The organism is Bdellovibrio reynosensis, assembly GCF_022814725.1.
Classification (GTDB): domain Bacteria; phylum Bdellovibrionota; class Bdellovibrionia; order Bdellovibrionales; family Bdellovibrionaceae; genus Bdellovibrio; species Bdellovibrio reynosensis.
Window position 1 is genome coordinate 322,373 of the sequence record NZ_CP093442.1, and the last position, 19,966, is coordinate 342,338.

The following is a 19,966-nucleotide window of genomic DNA, read 5'->3' on the forward strand; positions in this document are numbered from 1 at the left end:
TCTTTTTATCTTAAAGGGATGTCTATGCGATTTGCCACTTCATTGTTGAAGCCACGAATTTCGACCTGCATTTTCTTTTTCTTCCAATCAATGCTCGCTAGCCCGAAATTTTCTTTATTGTAAACAGCTCCGATATATTCCTTATCGGAATCACTGAAGCTGTTAGCGCGGTTGATAGAGCTAGCTGTGATTTCGTATAAATCGCCATAGTTTTTCACTTGGGTTTTAGCGATGGAAGCAATATGACGATCACCGCTTAGAATCACCACGTTTTTGGCTTTGGTTTTTTTCAATAAATCAAAAAAGCGCTGACGTTCTTTTGGGAAATTTCCCCACTTTTCATATTTAGGTTCGTTAGCGATCATTTGAATGCTGCTAACGATGATACGAACAGAGGCTGGTTTTTTAAGTTGTTCTTCAAGCCAGTTCCATTGCGCGTCTCCAAGAATAGTTCCTTCTTCGTTAGGTAAATAGTCATAGGCCTTTCCTTCATTGCCAGGTTTTTCTAGCAAAGCACTGCGGAAATAGCGGGTATCAAGCATGATCACTTGCACGGCTTTCTTTTTTGGACCGATAACTTTTGCGTGGTAAATCCCATTTTGTTCAAACGGAATGCTGTTACGAACGTAGGACCAATAATTTATAAAATCACGACGGGCGGCTTCTTTGCCTTGCCAATCTTTACCGCCGTCGCGCAATCCATAGTCATGATCATCCCACGTTGCTAAAAATGGAACTTGTTCCCGAATAGCACGGTATTCCGGAATCTGATCAAGTTTACGGTATTGTTCAGCGATGGGTTTTTGCGTAGGGGTGCTGGCATAAATGTTATCCCCTAAGAACAAAAACAAATCAGGGTTCGCTGCGGAAATATCTTTCCATAAAGGTTCAGGCTGATCTTGATTGGCGCAAGAGCCAAAAGCGATCGTTGTGATTGCCGTTTCATAATCAATGCCACGAGAAGGAATCATCGAAACATAAACAGCATCTTTGGTGGCTTCACCTTGTTGGGCAGTTTTTTGAGTTTGCGCACAGCCAGCCACAATCAGAGCGATAAGTATTAATACGTTCTTAAGCATAAAGTCCTCTTGAATGAATGTATTTCAGTAAAGACTTAAAGGTTTGGCAATCCCTAATGCGTCTCAAAATTAAACAGGGCACGCGATTTGAAATAATCCTTAGGTATGAACACAATGACGAAGAACTTTTTACGATTGATGATGGTTTCTTGCTTAAGCTTTACTTTGTTAGCGGCAGGAATGCTTTTAATGACTGTAAAGCACCGCAGTCTTGCTTTGAGACAGCCCAGAAATGGCGGCACTGTTGATGCGGTTATCAGTCCCTCGGCCCTGAAGATCCGCTTTCAGGCGGCTGCTAAGACAGCTCTTGAAATCGATAAGCAGCTGCCGATGCTGGTGAAAGTTTCAGGCATGGGGGCCTTAGAAAAGTGGAATCAAAACATCGATTCTGATTTTGTGGAACGACGTTTTTCACAGCAGATGATGGTTCACTTGAAAGACATGGCAGAACTTATGCGCGCACGCCGCCAATTGGGTGGATTTGCAAAACTTCAAGAATTTGAATTTCGCAGCACTTTAAGCAAGAGTGATTATATTCTTTCACTTGAAGTGACTTTATCAAGTTTGAATCGCGCTAATCACAATCGCGCTTCTTCAGAAATGATGAAGCAGACCTTGGCGAGTTATAATCATGAACGGCTGATGCTAGATCGAAAAATGTTGGGATTATAGATGAAAAAAGGGAGCCAGAGGCTCCCTTTTTAGTTTTTTGCATTAGCTCTTCAAGCCGGCCGGCCGGCGCTTATTTACGTTCGTTCAAAGGAACAACTTTACGTTGTTCTTTTCCTACGTACTCAGAAAGAGGACGGATGATACGATTGTCAGCAGTTTGTTCCATGATGTGAGCAGACCAACCAGTAGTACGTGCCATTACGAAGATTGGAGTAAAGAAGTCGATTTCAAAACCCATCATGTAGTATGCAGGACCTGCTGGGAAATCCAAGTTAGGGTAGATTTTCTTTTTCTCTACCATTACTTTTTCAAGTGACGTGTACATTTGCATCCATTTTTGTTCGCCAGTCACATCAGCCATAACTTGCGCGTATTTTTTCATAGTTGGTACGCGAGAGTCGCCAGAACGGTAAACACGGTGACCGAAGCCCATCACTTTTTTCTTCTGAGCCAAAGCATCAAGCATCCATTGTTCCGCTTTTGCTGGATCAGCGATCTCTTTCATCATGTGCATAACCATTTCGTTCGCACCACCATGCAAAGGACCTTTCAACGCGCCGATACCCGCGACAGTTGCAGAGTAGATATCAGATTGAGTTGAAGTCACAACACGTGCTGTGAAAGTAGAAGCATTGAAGCTGTGTTCAGCGTAAAGGATCAAAGAAACGTCAAAAGCCTTAACAACTTCTTTTTGCGGTACTTTACCAAAGCACATATGGAAGAAGTTTTCAGAAATAGAAAGATCCGCTTTAGGAGGAATGAAATCCAAACCTTTTTTGAAGCGGTAGTCAGCAGCAACCATAGTAGGAATTTTTGCTAGCAATTGGATTGCTTTATCCATGTTTGTTGATGGAGAAGCATCCCAGATACGCGCGTCTTCAGCGCCAAGGAAAGAAACCGCAGTGCGGATTGAATCCATTGGATGGCATTTCGGTGGAAGAGCTTTGATCACGTTCAGCAAAGTTGTAGAGATCTCGCGATAGCCTTTTTCTTTTTTAGTGAAGTCAGCAAGTTGAGAAGCTGTTGGCAATTCGCCATTGTACATTAAGAAAGCAACTTCTTCGAAAGCGCAGTTTTCAGCCAAGTCCTGAACTGGGTAACCACGGTAGATCAAAGAGTTTGTGTGGGGATTCACTTTAGATACAGAAGACGTATCCATTACAACGCCATCAAGCCCTTTTTTAACGTTCATTTTCTCTGGTTCTGGAACGTAATCTGGATTGATATACTCAGCCATTATTGCCTCCGGTGCGAAATATTCAGGCGAGCCTTGGGCTTACCTGCAGTGTGTCTTAATTACTAAATTTTTATGGTCCAAAGCTAGTACGCCGGGGCACGAGCGTCAACCCGGCGAAGGGGCTGATGCAGAGCAAATTTCGTCAATAACGAGAATTGAGTACATGGTGGAACGCTTTAAGTGCAATTCATTGGTTTTAAGACCCGGAATACTTGCTGCTTAAGGGTTTGGTATCCAGGAGGTTCCCAATGCTTAAAAAGTTACTACTAGTACCTAGTTTGATTACTTTGTTTGCTTTAAGTGCCCAAGCCGGAACGGTATTAGAGTTTCAAGGCCGTGTTGCTAAAAAAGAGCAATGTATGGATGACGGTAAGGGAGCCTTTGCAAAACACTTAGGATGTAAAGCTATCCCATCAGAAAGTTCCCAGTGCGTTGTTACTTTAAAAGCCAACAGCGAAGGCATTAATAAAATCGAAATCAAACTGACCGGTGGCGCTAAAAAAGCATTCGGTACAGGCTTCTTTGAAGGCCGTGTGAAAGGCCCTTATCTTTATAAAGACAACTTTATCGCTTATTACGTAAAGCTTGATAAAGACACTTCTGCTGAAGTGAAAATTCAAAGCAACGGCACTGGAAAAGTGTTAGCTGCAAATCTTTATAATGAACACGTTTTTAGATCAGACGGCAATCGCGTGTTTAAGCAATTCACGTGCGTTGATTTTAAAAAAACCAGGTAATTACAGACCTAATGACCGCGAAAGCCGTTGTTGAAGATCGGGCGCCAGTCTTAGACTTCAAGATGACGGCAAAGCCAATCTTCAAGTTCAGTAAGCCCTGCTGAAAGATCAGAATACTTTTCTCGGGCTGCTGCTAAAGTTTTACGAACTGTTTCTCCACGATAAGTCTGCCCCCGCAGGCTTGTCGTGATTTCTTCGATAAGCTGCGGATAAAGACAGTCAGTGAAAATCTTTAGGTCTTTAATGACGCCGTCTTCAACTTGGAAGTGGAAATCAAAAAAGCCCAACGATAAATATTCATCCATCTTGTGGCTGAATTCTAACGTGTTGCCGTACAGCCAATCCCAATTGCTTAAAGATTCGTATTGCGCCTTTAGTTCTGGAATCTGTTGAAGGCTTGATAACGTTAAAGATTCAATTTCAGCCTTCCCACCGTAGAACTTTTCAAAGGAAGCCACCATGGTTTCAACGATTTGTTCATGGCGAATGTCTTTAGCAACTTCAGTTAGATTCGCTACGCGCGCGCGCACTGATTCTTTTCCCTTGGCCTGCAATTTCTTAGGATTCGGCGTTAGATAATTTCCTAAGCGAGTAAGATCCGCATGCAACAATAATGTCCCATGATGAAAAGCGCGGTCTTTTTTCTCGCGATAAGCACTGCCGCTGAATTTGCGAGGACCATCGTGGAAAGGAATCAATAGATCGTTACGACCGGAAGCTTCACCTTGAATACCAAAATTTTTCAAAGCATCAAAGATGATTTGAATATTGTTTTCGCGCTTATAGGATTCTTTCGGCGAAAGAAAAGTGAAGTTGGTGTTCCCTAAATCATGAAATACAGCTCCACCGCCGGTAGTTCTGCGGGCTAAGTGAACATTGTCCGCTTTCATTTGCGCCAAGTTGCATTCTGACCAAGGATTCTGATTGCGCCCAATCACCACAGTTTCTTCGTTGCGCCATAAAAACAAAACTTGTTGGGACGGATCCAAATTATGGAAAATCCATTCTTCCGTAGCAAGATTAAGGTGGGGATTTAAACTATCAGAAAGGAAAACTTTAAGCTTAGTCATGGCCGTAACCTAGTCTGACAGCCCCTTCGGGTCAATGGTCAGAAATAATTACTATTCAATTGGCGTATATTTATTATTAAATCATTCATTTATTAATTAGCCCTGCGCTCTGTATAAGAGGACATCTTTAAAACCAATGAGGTGCCCATGAAAAAGCTAATCTTTGTTATTTCGTTTGCCTTAGCCCTGAACGCCAATGCCGCAAATAAGGAAACTGAAAAGCGAATTTCATTTGCTGCGGACCTATTAGCTTCCTTAGCCGAAGATTCCGAGACCTACACAGTAACCCCAAATAAAGATCCAAAGCTAATGATTAAAGAACTAGCCCTAAATGAAGAGCTTGTAGAATCAGAGGCGGACTTTGAAGCACATTGGACCGTAGGTAGCGAAGCCTGGGCTACAGACTCTCTGTTGTGGGGAGCAGAAAACATGATGGGCGGAATTGAATACGTGAAAGTGGTGCTGTTCCAAATCCTGGAAGAGGGGGAACGAACGGACGCTGATAAAATCAAATACGCAGACGCAATGCTAAAGGTAGAGCGCGCAGAACAAATCTTGCGTTCAATTAAATCCGTAAAATACGGCGTGGCACCCATGGGTGCTGTTCAGTGTGGAGTTACTTTCCAGTCACTTTTAATTATCGATACTGAAAACGGAAAGATTTATAACATCGTTATGGAAGATTCCGGCTGCTAATTGATAGTTTGGCAGATCCAAGCCCGCAGTTCCCGTAAGCCTGCTTCAAGCTCGGGGTGGGAACTGATGATGGGCTCAAAATTTCGAATCACAGAAGGGCAGTCATAGGGTTTTTCCATCAATGCTTCGGTGATTTCTTCAACCAGGGTTGGATAAAGGCAGTTCGTGTATATTCTTAAATCCTTCACGAATCCGTCGTAAATCTTGAACTGAATTTCAAATGAGCCCAGAGATAGATATTCTTGGATGTGATGATTGAACTCTAAGGTGTTACCGTACAGCCATTCCCAGGCTGTTAACGATTCGTATTGGGATTTTAATTCGGGGATCTCAAGCAGACTAGAGGCCGTCAAACATTCGATCTCTGAGGACGAACTATAAAAGCTTTGAAACGAAGCAATCATTGCTTCAACCATTTTTTCGTGGCGCACATCCTTGGCAATTTCACTTAAGTTTGCGATGCGTGCTCGTGCCGATTCCAAGTTGAAGGCTCTTAGTCTTTTTGGATTCGTTAATAAGTAGCTTCTTAGTCGTTGTAGATTTGTATTTAATAAAAGTGTCCCGTGATGAAAAGCGCGATCCTTTTTTTCGCGATATGCACTGCCGCTGAATTTACGGTAACCATCACCCGCGCGAAATAATAAATCATTGCGACCAGAGGCTTCGCCTTTAACACCAAATTTTTCTAAGGCTTGAAAAATGATCTGCGTATTGTTCTTAAGACTGTAGGATTCTTTCGGAGATAAAAAAGTAAAGTTGGTATTTCCCAAATCATGAAAGACAGCACCTCCGCCGGTGGTTCTGCGGGCTAGATGAACTTTATCATCAACCATTCTTAGCAGGTTACATTCAGACCAGGGATTTTGGTGGCGCCCGATCAGGATTGTGTCTTCATTGCGCCATAGGAAAAGGGCATGCTGATCAGGTTCTAAGTTATTAAAGATCCACTCCTCGGTGGCGAGATTCAGATGGGGGTTTAGTGAATCGGAAAGAAAGACCTTTAGCTGCATTAAATAAAAAGCTAATTCACCATCTAAAAAAGCGTCAAGAAAAGCTCTGGTGAAAAAAACAAAGGCCCGCACGGGGCGAGCCTTTCAAAGTTTTGATTATGTTTTAACAGTCTAAATTATTCGCGCACTTTAAAGTTAAAAATGCTTGAATCAAACGAGTTGTACTCGTCGTATCTCGTCAACGTGTAAAGATCTTTACGATGATGCATTTTGCCTAAAAGACCTTCTTGAGTTCCTTTAGCTTTGATTTCATTTAAGCCATCAATGGTTGCTTTCATCGCCAGACGGAATGTAGTGACCGGATAGATCACGATGTTATAACCTAAGTTCGATAACTCTTCGTAAGTGTAAAGGCGGCCCTTACCAAATTCCGTCATGTTCGCCAGTAAAGGAACATTGACAGCTTTGCGGAACGTTTCAAATTCTTTTTCGTTCTCAAGAGCTTCCGTGAAGATGCAATCCGCACCCGCATCGATGTAAGCTTTCGCGCGATCAATGGCCTTATCAAGACCTTCAACAGCACGAGCATCCGTACGAGCGATCAATAAGAAATTCTCATCAAGCTTTTTACCACGAGCAGCAGCAGCCACTTTGCGAGTCGCTTCATCACGAGTCACTAGGCCCTTACCATCAAGGTGACCACAACGCTTCGGATTGATTTGATCTTCGATATGGCAGCCTGCTAGGCCCATCTCAATCATTTCCTGCACAGTGCGAGTCGCTGACATCGGTTCACCAAAACCAGTGTCGATATCAATAATAGTTGGAAGTGAAGTCGTGCGCGCAATCTGACGACCACGGTTAGCAACTTCAGACAAAGTAGTTAAGCCAATATCAGGATATCCAAGATCATTAGAAAGAACAGAGCCAGAGATATAAACCCCATCAAATCCTTCTTTCTGAATAGCCATACTTACAAGCGGAGACCAAGACCCCGGAAACTGCAAAAGCTTCCCAGATTTTAAAGCCTCACGAAAATTCTTACGCTTCTGCGCCGGTGTAATTTCAGGAAACAACATTTTTTCCTCCAAGTGAAAAACTCAAAGATCTTTTCCAGAAAACTGCGACGAGATCTTTCAATTTTGCCTTTAACTTAAAAAAAATTCCACTCAAAGGCACCACGTGAAATTTTCGTTCTCCAACCGCTTAAGCTTTAACCGCTAAAATCACTGAAAATCGTACCAAATCCCTATCTTAGTTTTATTCAAAAAGACTGAAAACCAAGACTCTTAAGTTATGATGAGCCTGGCAGTGAGGGAGGGGCTTCGTAGTCTCATCCGAAGCGGGCCTTTGTCGGCGCCTGGATGGCGCGAACCGCACCGAAGGTGCGGCGACAACTGAGCCAGGAGGGCGTGACCGCGAAGGAGGAGACTACGAAGCCCCTCCCTCACTGCCAGGCGCTCTTCGTAACTAGAAGATACCTTTGTTATCACGCTTGTTGTTAACAAGCTTTTCGATTGGGATCTGCACGTTCAACTGTTGAACTTCTTCAGCAGTCAAAGTTTCAAGACGTTCGCAAAGACCGATAAAACGATCGCGTTCTGCCTTAGTAATGATTCCTTCAGTCAAAGTGTCAAACTTACGGATGTAGTCAGCACGTTTGAATGGGCGGGCACCTGCTGGATGCGCATCAGCTACGCCAAGTTCATCAACGATTTTAGAACCGTCTTTCATTGTGATTTCTACGCGGCCACCGAAGCGTTTTTTATCTGGATCTGTCTCGTGGTACCAAGCCGTCCATTGTTTGTCTTCGATCGTAGAGATTTTGTGCCACAATGCCACAGTGTCAGGGCGTTGAGCGCGCTCTGGAGCGTAAGAGTTCACATGGTGCCAAGTGCCGTCTTGAAGAGCCACTGCGAAGATGTACATAATAGAGTGGTCCAAAGTTTCACGAGACGCATTTGGATCCATTTTTTGTGGATCGTTTGCACCAGTACCGATCACGTAGTGAGTGTGGTGAGAAGTGTGGATCACGATATCTTTGATATCGTCGAAGTTTTTGATCATTGGCTTCATTTTGCGAGCCAAGTCGATCAATGCTTGAGATTGGTACTCTGCAGAGTGTTCTTTAGTGTAAGTCTCAAGGATCGCGCGTTTTTCTTCGCCCACTTCTGGAAGTGGAACTTCGTATTTACCGTTTTTACCATCTAGCATGTAAGCGATAACAGAATCTTCGCCTTCATAGATTGGAGATGGCGCACCTTCGCCACGCATAACACGGTCCACTGCTTCAACAGCGAGTTTACCAGCGTGTGCCGGAGCGTAAGCTTTCCAAGAAGAGATTTCACCTTTGCGAGATTGACGAGTCGTGAAAGACACGTGAACTGCTTGTTGAACCGCTTGGAAGATGGTTTCAGTTGGAAGAGAAAGCAATGTACCGATACCAGCTGCTTGAGCAGGGCACAAGTGAGCAATATGATCTTTTTTGTGCATGTGAAGGCAGATCGCTTTTACTAGGTCTACGTGAACTTCATAACCAGTCACGATACCTTTAAGAAGTTCTTTACCGTTTTTACCCATTTGTTGAGCAACGGCCAAAATCGCAGGAATGTTATCACCAGGGTGAGAATAATCAGCCGCTAGGTAAGTGTCATGGAAATCCAATTCACGAACCGCAGTCCCGTTCGCCCAAGTCGCCCATTCGCAATCGAATTTTTGATCATTCGGCATACCGAATACAGTCGCACCACCGTTACGAGGATGCGCAAGCGCCATCGCACGAGCAGAAGCCACAGGACGACGATTAGCTGCAGCGATAGCGACAGAAGCATTGTCGATGATACGGTTAATGACCATATCAAGAACATCAGCTTTGATTGGAGCATTGTCAGAAGCGATTTCTGCAATTTTCCAAGCCAGTTGATCTTTACGATCCAATTTTTCTTTAGATGGATAAACGCGAACGGTGTGTTTCTTCATTAGAAGATCCTTTCTGAATTAAGAAAATGAAAGCCGAGACAAATTAACTTGCTCGGCCAGAAAGGGTCAAGCGGGGACTAGGTTTTCCAGCCGGTCTTGTCGTGGAAATCCGCGGTGGATTTTGGGTGGCGCAAAGCCCAATAAGCTTTTTCGCCAGTCGTGAACTCTATGACTGCAGTTAATCCAACGCAGGAGGCCGCAATTGCTTTCGTACTAAGCAATTCAATCTTAAAAAAACCATTTTGGCCTTGGGTGGATTTCTCTTTCAGACGCACAGTGATATCGGGTGAAGGGCTCATGCCCTCACGATAACTGCTAAAACTATAAGCATTCCAATTGCCATTGGGGGAGCAATTGACCTCCGTGTAAGAGTCATTGGCCTGGGGACCGGATCCCAGAAAAGTTTCCAGACAGGTTGTTTTCCATAATTCATCTTGGCGACTTTCGATGATGGCCGGATCAGGCCACAGAATTTTGTCTAATGGACCTGAAATCTGAAAAGTGATTTCGATTTTTTCAGCAGAAATTATTTGCAGATCGCTAAAAATTTTAAATTGATCCGTTAACGGTGTCGAAGCAAAGGGCTGCAAAACGTTCATGATTTTCTTTCCCACTCTAATTGAGAGGTGAATAATACTTTTTCGTCACTGATTCTAAGGCCTCGGTAAGTTGAAACTCCGTGCGAAGCTTTAGACACATCGATGGTGTGACAGTCGCGTTCAATTCTGACGGTGTCGCCTAAAAAAGTCTCGGCTAAAAAGTTCACGGCGTAACTTTTTAAGCGCAAAGTTTTATGAAACTGATAGGGAATGGCATCCAAAACCCACTGGGCATATTTGGTATTATTAACATGTTGGTTAATATCCAAATCAGAGTTGCGAACTTGGAACTGCGCCAAAGTTTCATAGTCACCTTGCGCAGTGATTTTTTCAGCGACCAGCCCCGTTGATTCATTCAGGGTGAAGCTTTCCATGCTTTGCAGCTCATGGGCGGCGAGAAGTTTTTTAGTAGTTTTGTCTATGGCAATAAAAGTGGAAGTGCACTGAGCGACTTCTTTACCGCTTTCATCAAAAACTTTAAATTCACGGTTGGTGAAGGAACCTTCTGGCGCACGAATCCAGGTTTGAATTGTTAATTTATCTCCATAATTGGCCCAGGAATGAACCTTTAAATGCTGGCGGGTTACGACCCAATATAGTCCGTGCTCTTCCATCGATGACACGCCGAAACCTAAGTGTTCGGCGTGGATCCAGGAAGTTTCCTGAAGTAAATTCAGGAGCCCGTAAAGTCCTAATCGCCCCATGGGATTGACTAAAAGACTTGTAACTTTGAAGGTTTCCGACCACAACGGTTGCTTTGTTTCCATAAGTACATAGTCCCATAATTCTTCGAATGAAACATGAAATAACTCACATCCATCTGAATAATTATTGTGCAAAAACAGAAAGTACTTTATTGCTTAGTAGTGTATACTAAATTTGTTTAGTAAACCGAAAGGTGATAACCGGCTATCTTTCACAGATTTTTATCACCAAGTACTTGTCACCTTTGGCGGGTTGTGTGTAAGCTCAGGGTATTAGGATGGAACTGATGAAACAGAAAAATGTGCTAGCAGAATTTTTGAAAAATAAACGAGTATCAGCAGGTCTTTCTCAAAGAGATGTTGCCGATAAATTGGGTTATTCTACTCCGCAATTCATTTCTAACTGGGAGAGAGGCGTTTCTCATCCGCCAATCAACGCACTTAAAAGACTTGGTGAACTTTATAAAGTTTCTGCCGATGATTTGTTTGAAGTGACTTTAAATGCAACAATTACTGAAGTTACCCAAGATTTGCGCAGAAAATTTGCAACTAGCAAAACTAGATAAAGAATTTTTTTAACATTAATTTAACTGTCTTTAAAGAGCTCCCTATGGGAGCTTTTTTTTGTTTCTAGAACCTATAAAATTAGCAGGCTTAACTTCATGCCTTTATCTTCGGTCCCGGCAAATAAATTTAAACGTCTTAGCGAAGAGCTCTGCGCCTATATTGAAGATGAAGGTCTGTCGATTCGTCCCTACAGCAGTGAACTTTTGCCCTATTTTCATCAGCTCACTGATGAATCTAAGGATGAGGTTGTGGCAACTCTAAATGATTATTTGAATATCTGTAAATCTGTCTATGCTGAAGGTCGCCAACTTAAAGATGCAGAGTTTTTTACTTTAAAGGCGTTAGAGTATTATAAATTTGAAGCAAGCCCAGCCCTTTTTAAAATTTTAAAAAATCCAAAATTCATCACTGAGTTTTATTCTTTCAAGAACACTCAATTTTTCCGCACTCTTAATTTCTTTGAGGTGACGAGCTATACCATTGAAGACATTTACTGCCGTCAGTGGATTCACCTTTATGAGCGTGAAGAAAAAGTAGCGGCCCACGTATACGAAGTCGTCACTAAAATGGTCGAGGGTAAGGGCGAGGACAATTACTTCTTTACTGAAAAAAATATCTTAAAAGAACGCGCTTCCTTAGAGCGAGTTGAAATGGTCATTAACGGCTTGCATATTTCAGCGCTTAAACATCAAGGTCAGATCACAGCTCTTGCAAGCTGTGTTGACTGCGAGCCGATCTTTAATTTGCCGACAGAGGAAGAAGACTAAGTTCTTCCTTAAATGATTCAATTAGAATGTTCCGATGGATAAGTGAAAGCGCCAAGGTTCTTCAGTAGGACGGGCATCTAACTTCCATGCCCATTCTAAAGATAAAGGTCCTACCGGTGTGCTATAGCGAATCCCAAATCCTGCAGAGTCACGATAGTTATCTCTAAAATGCAAACCCTTGATTTGCACGGAACCACCATCATAAAACACAGCTCCACCTAAGGCGCCATAAACAGGAAAGCGCAATTCAGACTTTAGCAAATACATACTGGCATCCGAAGTTAAGAAATAGGTCTTTTCACTTTCAGATAATCCTAAATCTTGACGATTGGGGAAGACCTCTTGGGTCCCAGCTTCATAACCACGAATCGTCGACTGACCACCCAGGGTAAAGCCTTTTTTATCCCAAGGTACGCCCCCTAAAGGTTTATCACTTAGGTTTTGAATATATCCGCCACGCAGTTGATTCGCCCACACCACCGGTTGCAACTGCAGGGTTCCTACGGTCGTATAGTGCGTGAAGCTTAAAGTGCTGCGCCAATATTTAATCGCAAAATTATCAGTCTCGGTGCTTGCTAATACAGGGTCTGAATATTCAGCACTCCAGCGGGTGAAATTTCCTCTGGTAGGATTGAAAGGGCTGTCCCTAAAATCTAAATCCAATGTGGGACCTGTGGTTGCGATATCTTGGGTTGTTTCTGGGAACGGATAGCGATCATCAACCCCGAAATCTTTAATTGTTGCTAAGGACCAAATGTCCCATATCCCTAGAATGTGAGATGTAAAGTCTTTTTCTATAGAGTAGGTGGTAGAGTTTACTTCAGACACCTGGCGAATATCATAATCGGTTACGGTTTTAGAACGAGTGATGTTCACACGACCGCGAATACGGGTGCCGAAAAGATAAGGCTCAAGATAACCAAAGACGATACGGCTTTCTAAATACTTAATGTCAGCAACGTTATAGTTACCTTCTAAACGTAAAGAAACCCCTCGTCCTGTGCCCCAAAGATTACGATAAGAACCACTGGTGTAACCTCTTAAAGTTAGCGTTCTTTCATTCGTCGCACCCGCACCCAGGGTGAATAGGCCCGGATCGCGTTCAGTCACCTTAACTAAAACGGTGCGATTAGAAACATTGGTTTTTTCTTCTAAGGTGCGAATTTCAACGGTGCTAAAAAATCCAGAACGTTGCAGACGAGCGATGGATTCATCGACCTTTTTAGGTGTCACCAGTTCACCGTTTTTCAGATCTAGTTCCTGCTGAATAACGTAATCTTTGGTGAAGTCATTACCTTCTAAAACAATGCTTGCTACGCGAACTTGGGGGCCTTCAAAAATTTTAAAGTTTAACGAGGCCCGGGTGTTGGTTTCATCATAGGTCACCAAGTCTTCTTTTTCGTTTAAAAGAAGCATTTCGATATAACCACGCTCGCGATAATATTCTTTAAGGGCTGCGATGGCTTCTTCGATCTGTCCCAGTTTTAATGGGCCGGGCTTGATTTCTGTTACTTTTAAAAGCTGGTCATTAGAAAAATCTTTATTTCCCGTAAAGTTCACGGACTCAATTTCTGTCAGTGGGCCTTCATCCAAGTTTACATACAAGGTCAGCCGATCTTTTGTTTTATTATACTGACTTCGCGTCGACAGAAGCTTGGCTTGCAGATACCCGTTGTTTTGCAGTTCTAAAATAAGGTTTTTTAAACCGGTATCAAAGTCATCTTTATTGTAAAAGCCTTTATCGATCAGTTTAGAACTGTGTTTTTCGATAAACTTGGCATAATAGTCTTCATCTTTGCTGAAGCGGCCATTGATTGCGATCTTTTCAATCTTGATTTTCGGTCCTTCATCAATTTCAAATAAAACTCGGCGTTGGAAGGGGCGAATGTCAGTTTCATCGGCCTTCACTTCCACACGCGCATAGCCTTCCGTCAGATAAAAGCTCTTAATCTTTTGTGCTAGTTCAGTTCCTATTGAAGGATTTCCTGAGGTGAAGTTTTCTAAATCCAGATGTTTTTCAATCTGACGCTTTTGAAAGTAGCTAAGGCCTTTATATTCAAAAGAGTATTTTTCTGTGCGCTCAAGTCTGTAACTTAAGGTCACTTGTGATTCATCAGCGGTGAACTGAGTCGTTGGGCCGATAATGTCAGCGCGAACGTGATGGTTTTCTTTCAGGTAATCCCTGGCAGCTTTTTGAATCTTGCCTAAGGTGTTTTCAGTGAAAGGATCATCGACATACTTTTTTAAGGCTTTCGCCAGTTTTTTATTAAGTTCGTGATTTGAACTTAATAGGACAATGTTATTTGTTAGCGTGCGCTTATTTTCAGTGATTTTAAGATGAACGCCCACGCGATCATCAGATTCTGGCGGCATTTCAATATCAACGACAGCATTTAAGTAGCCAAGATCCCGGTAGGCTTGACGAACTCTTTCGCCACCTTCGACTAAGGCTTCTTGTTCAAAAACGTCCCCCGATTTCACCCCGAAAATACTTTCGGTTTCATTGCGAGATATTTCTTTATTCCCACTAATACGAACTTCAGCAACTTTGCGGGTCTTTTTATATTCCAGTCGATAGCGGGGACCGTTATCATCTAAAACTGTCAGCTTTTCAAATTGCTGTTTGATCTGCAAGTAGCGAAGGGCTTCGTCGACTTGCTCTAAGCTTAATTTTTCTTTTTCAATATTCGGAAAACGACGTACCAGATCTGTTTGTACGTCTTTAGGTAACGAAGAATAATCCAAAAATTTTTTTGCAAAAGCAGAGCTAGAAAAAACCAATGCTGAAGTAATTAAAAAGGAGGACCAGCGTTGCATTATTTGAACTCCCTTTTAAACTCTAGATCCAAACCAAAGATGCTTTGCGAAGCAGGTTGAACGGTTTGTAGGGTCGAATTTTCTTCAATGCCGCGGTTTTCAAAAGAACCTACAGCCGTGATGTTATTATTGATCAGGTATTCTAATTTTAAATCATAGGACTGATTATCACCCACCGGACGGCTGCCTGACACTTTGACGCGTTCTGAAAGTCGACGGCTCAAAGTGATTTTAGGAACGGAGATATTGCGGGTTGAATCGTACTCTGAGGTGACTTGCAGATTTAAACCTAAGGTGCTTTCTAACTGTTTGCTGATTGGTTTTGCTAAAACCGCGCCGCCGATTTCCACACCCAATTGTTCTGCTTGTTGACGGGACGTTAGGTTTTGTTCTTTGGTGGAAGAGGTCACACCCAAGGCAATCAATGAAATAATATCTTGTTCTGGTAACGGCGGGATACTGGTTAAACGAATCCCCACGTTCTTTGCAGGCCCTTGGGCAATCAAAGTGATATCGTATTCATCAATGCGTGATTGGGCGGAAATATATAGGTTTGGATTGATCTCGTTAGGGTCGTTGAATTCAACCACACCGTTTTGCACTTCAAAGATTTTATCTTTAAAGATCAACTTGGACTTTCTATCCATGTTGATACGGCCTAAAAGAATCGGATTCGATGGGGGGCCTTTCACTTGAATATTCCCAGTGACAGAACCATCTAACAAAGAATTCTTAACAATGATGTTTCTATCTAAGATAATTTGCAAATCTAGCACGACAGGTTCAAAGCGGCCTTCACGAATTACTTTTGGCAAATAAACGCTTTGTTTAACCCCCGCAACAGATCCGCCATCTTCGGTAAATTCTTTTTCAACCAAAGCACTAGCTACATGGTAAGTTCCCGAAAGGGTGAACGGGAACCAGCGGCCTGAAAACAACATATCTGCGTTTCCGCTGGTTCTGATTTTGTCAGGAACATTGAAGGTCACGTTTTCCATTCTTAAACGGATGGACGTCGGCAGATCTTTAATGCCATTGATTTGCACACCACCATCGCCAGTCAACGTACCGCCAGCAATTTGCGCTTTAATACCATTGATAATGATACGACTTTGCGAAAATACGACTTCAGTTGAAAGGCGTTCAATGGGGTGAGGGAAGCCTTTGATTTTAATAAAGGCATTATTGGCATTGAAGTTTCCAAGAATCGCGGGCTTAGTGATCTTTCCTGAAACTGTGGTGGAAAGATTAATCGGCCCGCCCAGATCTTCAAGGAAGGGTAAAAAAATCTGCAATAAGCGCATATCGGCTTCTAAATTCACAGCCACGTTTAAGTCATCGGCCGTAAAATTTTCACCGCGAACCTGCAGGCTATTATGGGGGCCTTCCAAATTAAAATTTCGAATCGTTAAAGCACCATTATTTGCGGTTATTTCAATAGGTGCTTTATTGGCAAAGCTCATTGTTCCGCGTTTCAGCGAAAGATTTTGTACTGTCACTTTGCCGGAAGATTTAAACAATTCCCCAGACTCTGATCTTAGATCCACATTCGTAGTCAGTGACGAGTTATATTCATTGGCTAAGTTAATGCCCCCGATAAGGCCCAATAGTGAAGAGAAGTTCCAATCGTTGGTATTAAGTTTAATTAAAAGTGGGGCGCGACCTTTTTCGAAAGGATATTGAAATTCGGATTGCACTTTGTCGCCGAAAAGACTGACTTGAGTGTTTAAAAACTCGCGATTGATTTTGAAGATAAAATTCGAATTAGGGATTTCTTGTTCTTCAAAGTAAGTGTCGGTGATGGCCCCTTTGGCTAAGATTTGGGGTGTTGTTACATTGTCTTTCAGTTCGGCTGCAAAGTTCAAGTTGCCGCTGATGTTTGAATTGACCTTGGTGATGGTGTCGGATTCTTCCAGTTTCCAGTTCTTTCCATCAGCATAAAGATTCATGACTTTTTCAGAGCTGATTCCACCTTGCAAGGTCAAAGTCGATAATCCACGGCTTAATTGAACTTTATCAGTGTTCATATTGCCATTTACGGCTGAAACGTTGAACTGCAGTTGATCAAAGCTTTCAGGTCCGATAAATACCTTTTTGAAAGCCGATTGCAGTTGATAGTTCATTTTCCAGAAATCCAGGGGGCCACTAACTTTTGCTTTTGCAGAGCCAAGGCCTTGAACAGAAACAGGCAGTTCATAAATTTTAGAGAAAATCAAAGCGATATCATTTAAGTCTGCCGTAGGTGCAGAGAAGTCACCTTCCAAGGTCTTACTGTTAAATCGGACGGTGAGGTCACCAAGGTACTGGGTTTTATTAACAGCTCCCGCGACATCTTCAAAAGCTAGGTTGCCATCTCGATAATGCAGGGTTGAAATCAAGTTTCCTAAATAGAAACCTTCAAATGTAAAATCCCTGGCGTTCATCTTCATATCAAAAATCGCCGCTTGGGAATCCCCTGATGTTGAACCATCAATACTCGCTGAGCCTTCAATTTTAAGATTTGAAAGATTTTTGATATCTTTCATATCTAGTTTATCGGTTTTGAAGTTGATTTTAAAACCTTGAGCGAAATCGATGGTTCCGTCGCTAGTTCCGGAGCTGTTGCCTACGTTCACTTTAGCGGCATAGGCAATACTTTGCGGAGTCACTTTAAATTGACCCTTAGCACCCATACTGACAAGTTCAAGAATGTAATTATCTGTCTTAGCCATTCCTGATTTAACCCACAGATTTTCTGCTTGCAGATCTACATTTGAACAAGTGACTTGGATGCTTGGATAAATTTGGCCTTCACAAGGAACATCGGCTTTTAAATCCATGCCCACGGGGATGCCAGCTAGGTCTAAAGATTCAAAAAGTTTTTGCAGTTCCCAGTCAAAGTGCAATTTCGTTGTGAATGGAAAATTACCATCCAAAGTGATTTGCGATTTAGTAAGGACCGCTTCACCAGCTGGATGGTGGGCTCTTAGTTCAGATAAAGTGACGACGTTATCTTGATAATCACCTTGAATGCGGGCGTCACCCAATTCAAACTTATCAACCACCACGGCACGGGTCGTGAGGTCTGCTTTGCCGCGCAGATTTTTTAATCCGTCAAAGCGAGTTTCAACGTCCAAATTTACTTGGCCCGCTAAAGTAGGAATTTTCAAGCCAGGACGGATTTTTTTAATTTCCTGATACACATCCTGCAAATTAACTTTTCCAGAGATATCAAGAACCCCTGATGGTTTGATCGTCACTTGTTTAATACGAGTCAATTCACCGCGGGCATAAATTTCTGATGAATCTAAACGCAGTCCTAGCTGGATGATGCGTAAAGATTGGCGAGTTAAATACAGGTGCGAATCTAAAGATCCTTCAAGGTTGCTTATGCCATCATAGCTGGCTGTCAAAGCCGGAAGGTTGATTTTCGCCGTGATGTTCTTAGCCATGTTATTTAGAAGCAAATCACCACTTTGAATTTCCGTGGTGAATTTTAATTTCTTTGAACTGACCTTTAAACTTAAGTTCTGCAAAAACACTCTTTGCAGCGGAAGCTTTGCCAACTGGTCAAAGATCATATCAATCGGGAGTTCTTTAGGTGGCGTATCGTCTTCTAAAAACGGATCGATATCTAAAACCACTTCCGGGCTTTCAACCACCACCGCAGAAAGTTTTACTTTACCCACTAATAGTTGAAAAAAATCTAAAAAGACACGCAGTCCTTTGATGTGAACTTTTTGGACCGATCTAGCAAGATCCCCTTTAGCGCTGATTTCAATATCTTCAACAATAAGGGAAGGCTTAAATAATTTAAGCTGAAGTTTTTCGGCGCGAATACTGACGGGTAATTCTTGATCGGAATAGCTTTGGACTTGTTGTAAAGTCCACGATTCTAGTTTCGGGCCGACAATTTTTGTGCCTAACAAATAAAGAACTAAGAATCCTGCAATCGGCGTGATTAAGATCCAGAACGCGCGTTTCACTGGGATCTCCACACCACGATAAGGGCACTAGCAGCACGATAGTGGGGACGGGACGCCAATAAGCCTTCCATCACCTCTATGGCTGTATGTTTTTGACCTAAGCCCCATAAGGCTTGGGCGCGCAGGTAAGCTGTTGCAAAAAAAGTTTCTGGTTCTTCTGCTAAGGCAAGTTCAATTTTTGAAAGTTCATTTAAAAGTTCAACGAAGCGGCGGCACTTTAACAGGACTTCCAACCGGAACCACAGCAATGCAGAGGTCTCTGGACTGAATTCAAGAATAGCTAAGGCCGCTTCGTAACTTTCAAACATGAATGCGGCGATGGCAAAATCAAGAGCCATCTGTGGATTTTCTTCTGCATGTTCCCGCAAGCTTACTAGCAAAGCCTCTAAAGCTTTTTCAACTTCAGGATCTTTAACGTTGTACTCTTCAGTTTTGATGCCGCGATTTTTCGGAGTTCTTTTTTGCAGAATCTCTAAAGCATAGCGCTGCTTATGCTGTCCCACTTCATGCATGATATCTTTATCGCCGGGATAAAGTTTTTGCAGACGTTGTAACAATTTTTTTTCTTGTTCATAAAGTTGCTGGGTACGCAATGTGATCAGCTGATCTAATAGTTGGCGTTTGTTATTTAGATAATCTTTATGAATTTTATATTTCCGATTGCTGCGCCACTCGCCCAATTCTTCTAAAGATTTTAAGGCGCGGGAACGGGAAGCTTCGGCTTGTGCTTCGCCTTCTTCGATTCCTTCAGTTAAGGCTTTTAAAGTTTTGTTGTCGATCTCTTCGCCGATAAGTCCTAAGGACTCTAAAAAATATGGCCAAGGAATCGGGAAGTCTTCATTGTCGATGTGGCGAAGAACGAAACCCACCAATCGCAAATAACTTCGAGAGTTAATTAGAAACTTGCAAAGGGCGTTGATATTATCTTGGGTAAAACGGTCCGGGGCGGCTTCAAGGTAATCGATGATACGGTCACACACGACATCAAGGTCAGTGACCTCATTGAGTAAATTTTGGATTTCTAACTCAATATAAGTGGACAAAAAAAAGCCTCCGCTAACGTCGTCAATTTTATCTTTATTAGTTTGCGATAAAATTGAGTGGTTGCGGAGACTTAATATGGAGCG

The 19,966-nt window shown here is 42.5% G+C and carries 16 protein-coding genes; 5 read left to right on the forward strand and 11 right to left on the reverse strand.

What is annotated here, in order from left to right; genetic code table 11:
* Positions 1–5: 5 nt before the first annotated feature.
* Positions 6–1,079 (reverse strand): alkaline phosphatase D family protein, encoded by a 1,074-nt coding sequence (locus tag MNR06_RS01485; RefSeq protein ID WP_243538150.1) that lies wholly within the window; start codon positions 1,077–1,079, stop codon positions 6–8.
* A 114-nt stretch (positions 1,080–1,193) separates the two neighbouring features.
* Here MNR06_RS01485 and MNR06_RS01490 point away from each other — a divergent pair, with 114 nt between their 5' ends.
* Positions 1,194–1,751 (forward strand): hypothetical protein, encoded by a 558-nt coding sequence (locus MNR06_RS01490; protein ID WP_243538157.1) that lies wholly within the window; start codon positions 1,194–1,196, stop codon positions 1,749–1,751.
* A gap of 70 nt (positions 1,752–1,821) precedes the next feature.
* Here MNR06_RS01490 and MNR06_RS01495 read toward each other — a convergent pair whose 3' ends face one another.
* Positions 1,822–2,988 carry a bifunctional 2-methylcitrate synthase/citrate synthase gene (locus tag MNR06_RS01495; protein ID WP_243538159.1) on the reverse strand — a complete coding sequence of 389 codons (1,167 nt, stop codon included), beginning with the start codon at positions 2,986–2,988 and terminating at the stop codon, positions 1,822–1,824.
* Positions 2,989–3,236: 248 nt separating this feature from the next.
* Here MNR06_RS01495 and MNR06_RS01500 point away from each other — a divergent pair, with 248 nt between their 5' ends.
* Positions 3,237–3,725 carry a hypothetical protein gene (locus tag MNR06_RS01500; protein WP_243538161.1) on the forward strand — a complete coding sequence of 163 codons (489 nt, stop codon included), beginning with the start codon at positions 3,237–3,239 and terminating at the stop codon, positions 3,723–3,725.
* Between the two features lie 50 nt (positions 3,726–3,775).
* Here the strand turns inward: MNR06_RS01500 and MNR06_RS01505 are convergent, their stop codons facing one another.
* Positions 3,776–4,795: a lipoate--protein ligase gene (locus tag MNR06_RS01505; protein ID WP_243538163.1), complete on the reverse strand. Its 1,020-nt coding sequence runs from the start codon at positions 4,793–4,795 to the stop codon at positions 3,776–3,778.
* A gap of 147 nt (positions 4,796–4,942) precedes the next feature.
* On the opposite strand from MNR06_RS01505, the gene MNR06_RS01510 reads away from it, so the two are divergent.
* The gene (locus MNR06_RS01510) at positions 4,943–5,491 is read left to right on the forward strand and encodes a hypothetical protein (RefSeq protein ID WP_243538165.1); all 549 of its coding nucleotides are present in this window, start codon (positions 4,943–4,945) and stop codon (positions 5,489–5,491) included.
* Here MNR06_RS01510 and MNR06_RS01515 read toward each other — a convergent pair.
* The 5 genes from MNR06_RS01515 to MNR06_RS01535 all read right to left on the reverse strand — a co-directional run bounded on the left by MNR06_RS01515 (position 5,488) and on the right by MNR06_RS01535 (position 10,786).
* Entirely contained in the window at positions 5,488–6,573 is a 1,086-nt protein-coding gene (locus tag MNR06_RS01515) for a lipoate--protein ligase (protein ID WP_243538167.1), read from the reverse strand. The genes MNR06_RS01510 and MNR06_RS01515 overlap by 4 nt on opposite strands.
* A gap of 44 nt (positions 6,574–6,617) precedes the next feature.
* Positions 6,618–7,520, reverse strand: a complete 903-nt coding sequence (gene prpB, locus MNR06_RS01520; protein ID WP_243538168.1) for a methylisocitrate lyase — start codon at positions 7,518–7,520, stop codon at positions 6,618–6,620.
* 391 nt (positions 7,521–7,911) lie between these two features.
* Positions 7,912–9,420, reverse strand: coding sequence for an MmgE/PrpD family protein (locus MNR06_RS01525; RefSeq protein ID WP_243538170.1), 1,509 nt, complete (start codon positions 9,418–9,420; stop codon positions 7,912–7,914).
* A 77-nt stretch (positions 9,421–9,497) separates the two neighbouring features.
* Positions 9,498–10,019 carry a DOMON-like domain-containing protein gene (locus tag MNR06_RS01530; RefSeq protein ID WP_243538172.1) on the reverse strand — a complete coding sequence of 174 codons (522 nt, stop codon included), beginning with the start codon at positions 10,017–10,019 and terminating at the stop codon, positions 9,498–9,500.
* Positions 10,016–10,786: an acyl-[acyl-carrier-protein] thioesterase gene (locus tag MNR06_RS01535; RefSeq protein ID WP_243538173.1), complete on the reverse strand. Its 771-nt coding sequence runs from the start codon at positions 10,784–10,786 to the stop codon at positions 10,016–10,018. Before MNR06_RS01535 ends, MNR06_RS01530 begins: the two co-directional genes overlap by 4 nt.
* 224 nt (positions 10,787–11,010) lie before the next feature.
* On the opposite strand from MNR06_RS01535, the gene MNR06_RS01540 reads away from it, so the two are divergent.
* Both MNR06_RS01540 and MNR06_RS01545 read left to right on the forward strand, forming a co-directional pair.
* The gene (locus MNR06_RS01540; protein WP_243538175.1) at positions 11,011–11,289 is read left to right on the forward strand and encodes a helix-turn-helix domain-containing protein; all 279 of its coding nucleotides are present in this window, start codon (positions 11,011–11,013) and stop codon (positions 11,287–11,289) included.
* Between the two features lie 96 nt (positions 11,290–11,385).
* Positions 11,386–12,057 carry a hypothetical protein gene (locus MNR06_RS01545; protein WP_243538177.1) on the forward strand — a complete coding sequence of 224 codons (672 nt, stop codon included), beginning with the start codon at positions 11,386–11,388 and terminating at the stop codon, positions 12,055–12,057.
* Between the two features lie 21 nt (positions 12,058–12,078).
* On the opposite strand, the gene MNR06_RS01550 is transcribed toward MNR06_RS01545, so the two are convergent.
* From MNR06_RS01550 to MNR06_RS01560, 3 genes are read right to left on the reverse strand one after another with little or no spacing between them, the layout of a single operon-like run.
* Positions 12,079–14,874 (reverse strand): POTRA domain-containing protein, encoded by a 2,796-nt coding sequence (locus MNR06_RS01550; protein WP_243538179.1) that lies wholly within the window; start codon positions 14,872–14,874, stop codon positions 12,079–12,081.
* The gene (locus tag MNR06_RS01555; protein WP_243538181.1) at positions 14,874–18,839 is read right to left on the reverse strand and encodes a translocation/assembly module TamB domain-containing protein; all 3,966 of its coding nucleotides are present in this window, start codon (positions 18,837–18,839) and stop codon (positions 14,874–14,876) included. Before MNR06_RS01555 ends, MNR06_RS01550 begins: the two co-directional genes overlap by 1 nt.
* On the reverse strand, positions 18,836–19,882 hold the full coding sequence (locus tag MNR06_RS01560; protein WP_243538183.1) for a tetratricopeptide repeat protein: 1,047 nt from the start codon (positions 19,880–19,882) through the stop codon (positions 18,836–18,838). The genes MNR06_RS01555 and MNR06_RS01560 overlap by 4 nt, the downstream gene beginning before the upstream one ends.
* Between the last annotated feature and the right edge of the window lie 84 nt (positions 19,883–19,966).

Bases quoted from the DNA above. Each gene is read 5' to 3' on its own strand.
- MNR06_RS01550 (WP_243538179.1), bottom strand. From the start codon at position 14,874: ATGCAACGCTGGTCCTCCTTTTTAATTACTTCAGCATTGGTTTTTTCT.
- MNR06_RS01485 (WP_243538150.1), bottom strand. From the start codon at position 1,079: ATGCTTAAGAACGTATTAATACTTATCGCTCTGATTGTGGCTGGCTGT.
- MNR06_RS01490 (WP_243538157.1), top strand. From the start codon at position 1,194: ATGACGAAGAACTTTTTACGATTGATGATGGTTTCTTGCTTAAGCTTT.
- MNR06_RS01535 (WP_243538173.1), bottom strand. From the start codon at position 10,786: ATGGAAACAAAGCAACCGTTGTGGTCGGAAACCTTCAAAGTTACAAGT.
- MNR06_RS01505 (WP_243538163.1), bottom strand. From the start codon at position 4,795: ATGACTAAGCTTAAAGTTTTCCTTTCTGATAGTTTAAATCCCCACCTT.
- prpB (WP_243538168.1), bottom strand. From the start codon at position 7,520: ATGTTGTTTCCTGAAATTACACCGGCGCAGAAGCGTAAGAATTTTCGT.
- MNR06_RS01540 (WP_243538175.1), top strand. From the start codon at position 11,011: ATGAAACAGAAAAATGTGCTAGCAGAATTTTTGAAAAATAAACGAGTA.
- MNR06_RS01495 (WP_243538159.1), bottom strand. From the start codon at position 2,988: ATGGCTGAGTATATCAATCCAGATTACGTTCCAGAACCAGAGAAAATG.
- MNR06_RS01530 (WP_243538172.1), bottom strand. From the start codon at position 10,019: ATGAACGTTTTGCAGCCCTTTGCTTCGACACCGTTAACGGATCAATTT.
- MNR06_RS01545 (WP_243538177.1), top strand. From the start codon at position 11,386: ATGCCTTTATCTTCGGTCCCGGCAAATAAATTTAAACGTCTTAGCGAA.
- MNR06_RS01500 (WP_243538161.1), top strand. From the start codon at position 3,237: ATGCTTAAAAAGTTACTACTAGTACCTAGTTTGATTACTTTGTTTGCT.
- MNR06_RS01510 (WP_243538165.1), top strand. From the start codon at position 4,943: ATGAAAAAGCTAATCTTTGTTATTTCGTTTGCCTTAGCCCTGAACGCC.
- MNR06_RS01525 (WP_243538170.1), bottom strand. From the start codon at position 9,420: ATGAAGAAACACACCGTTCGCGTTTATCCATCTAAAGAAAAATTGGAT.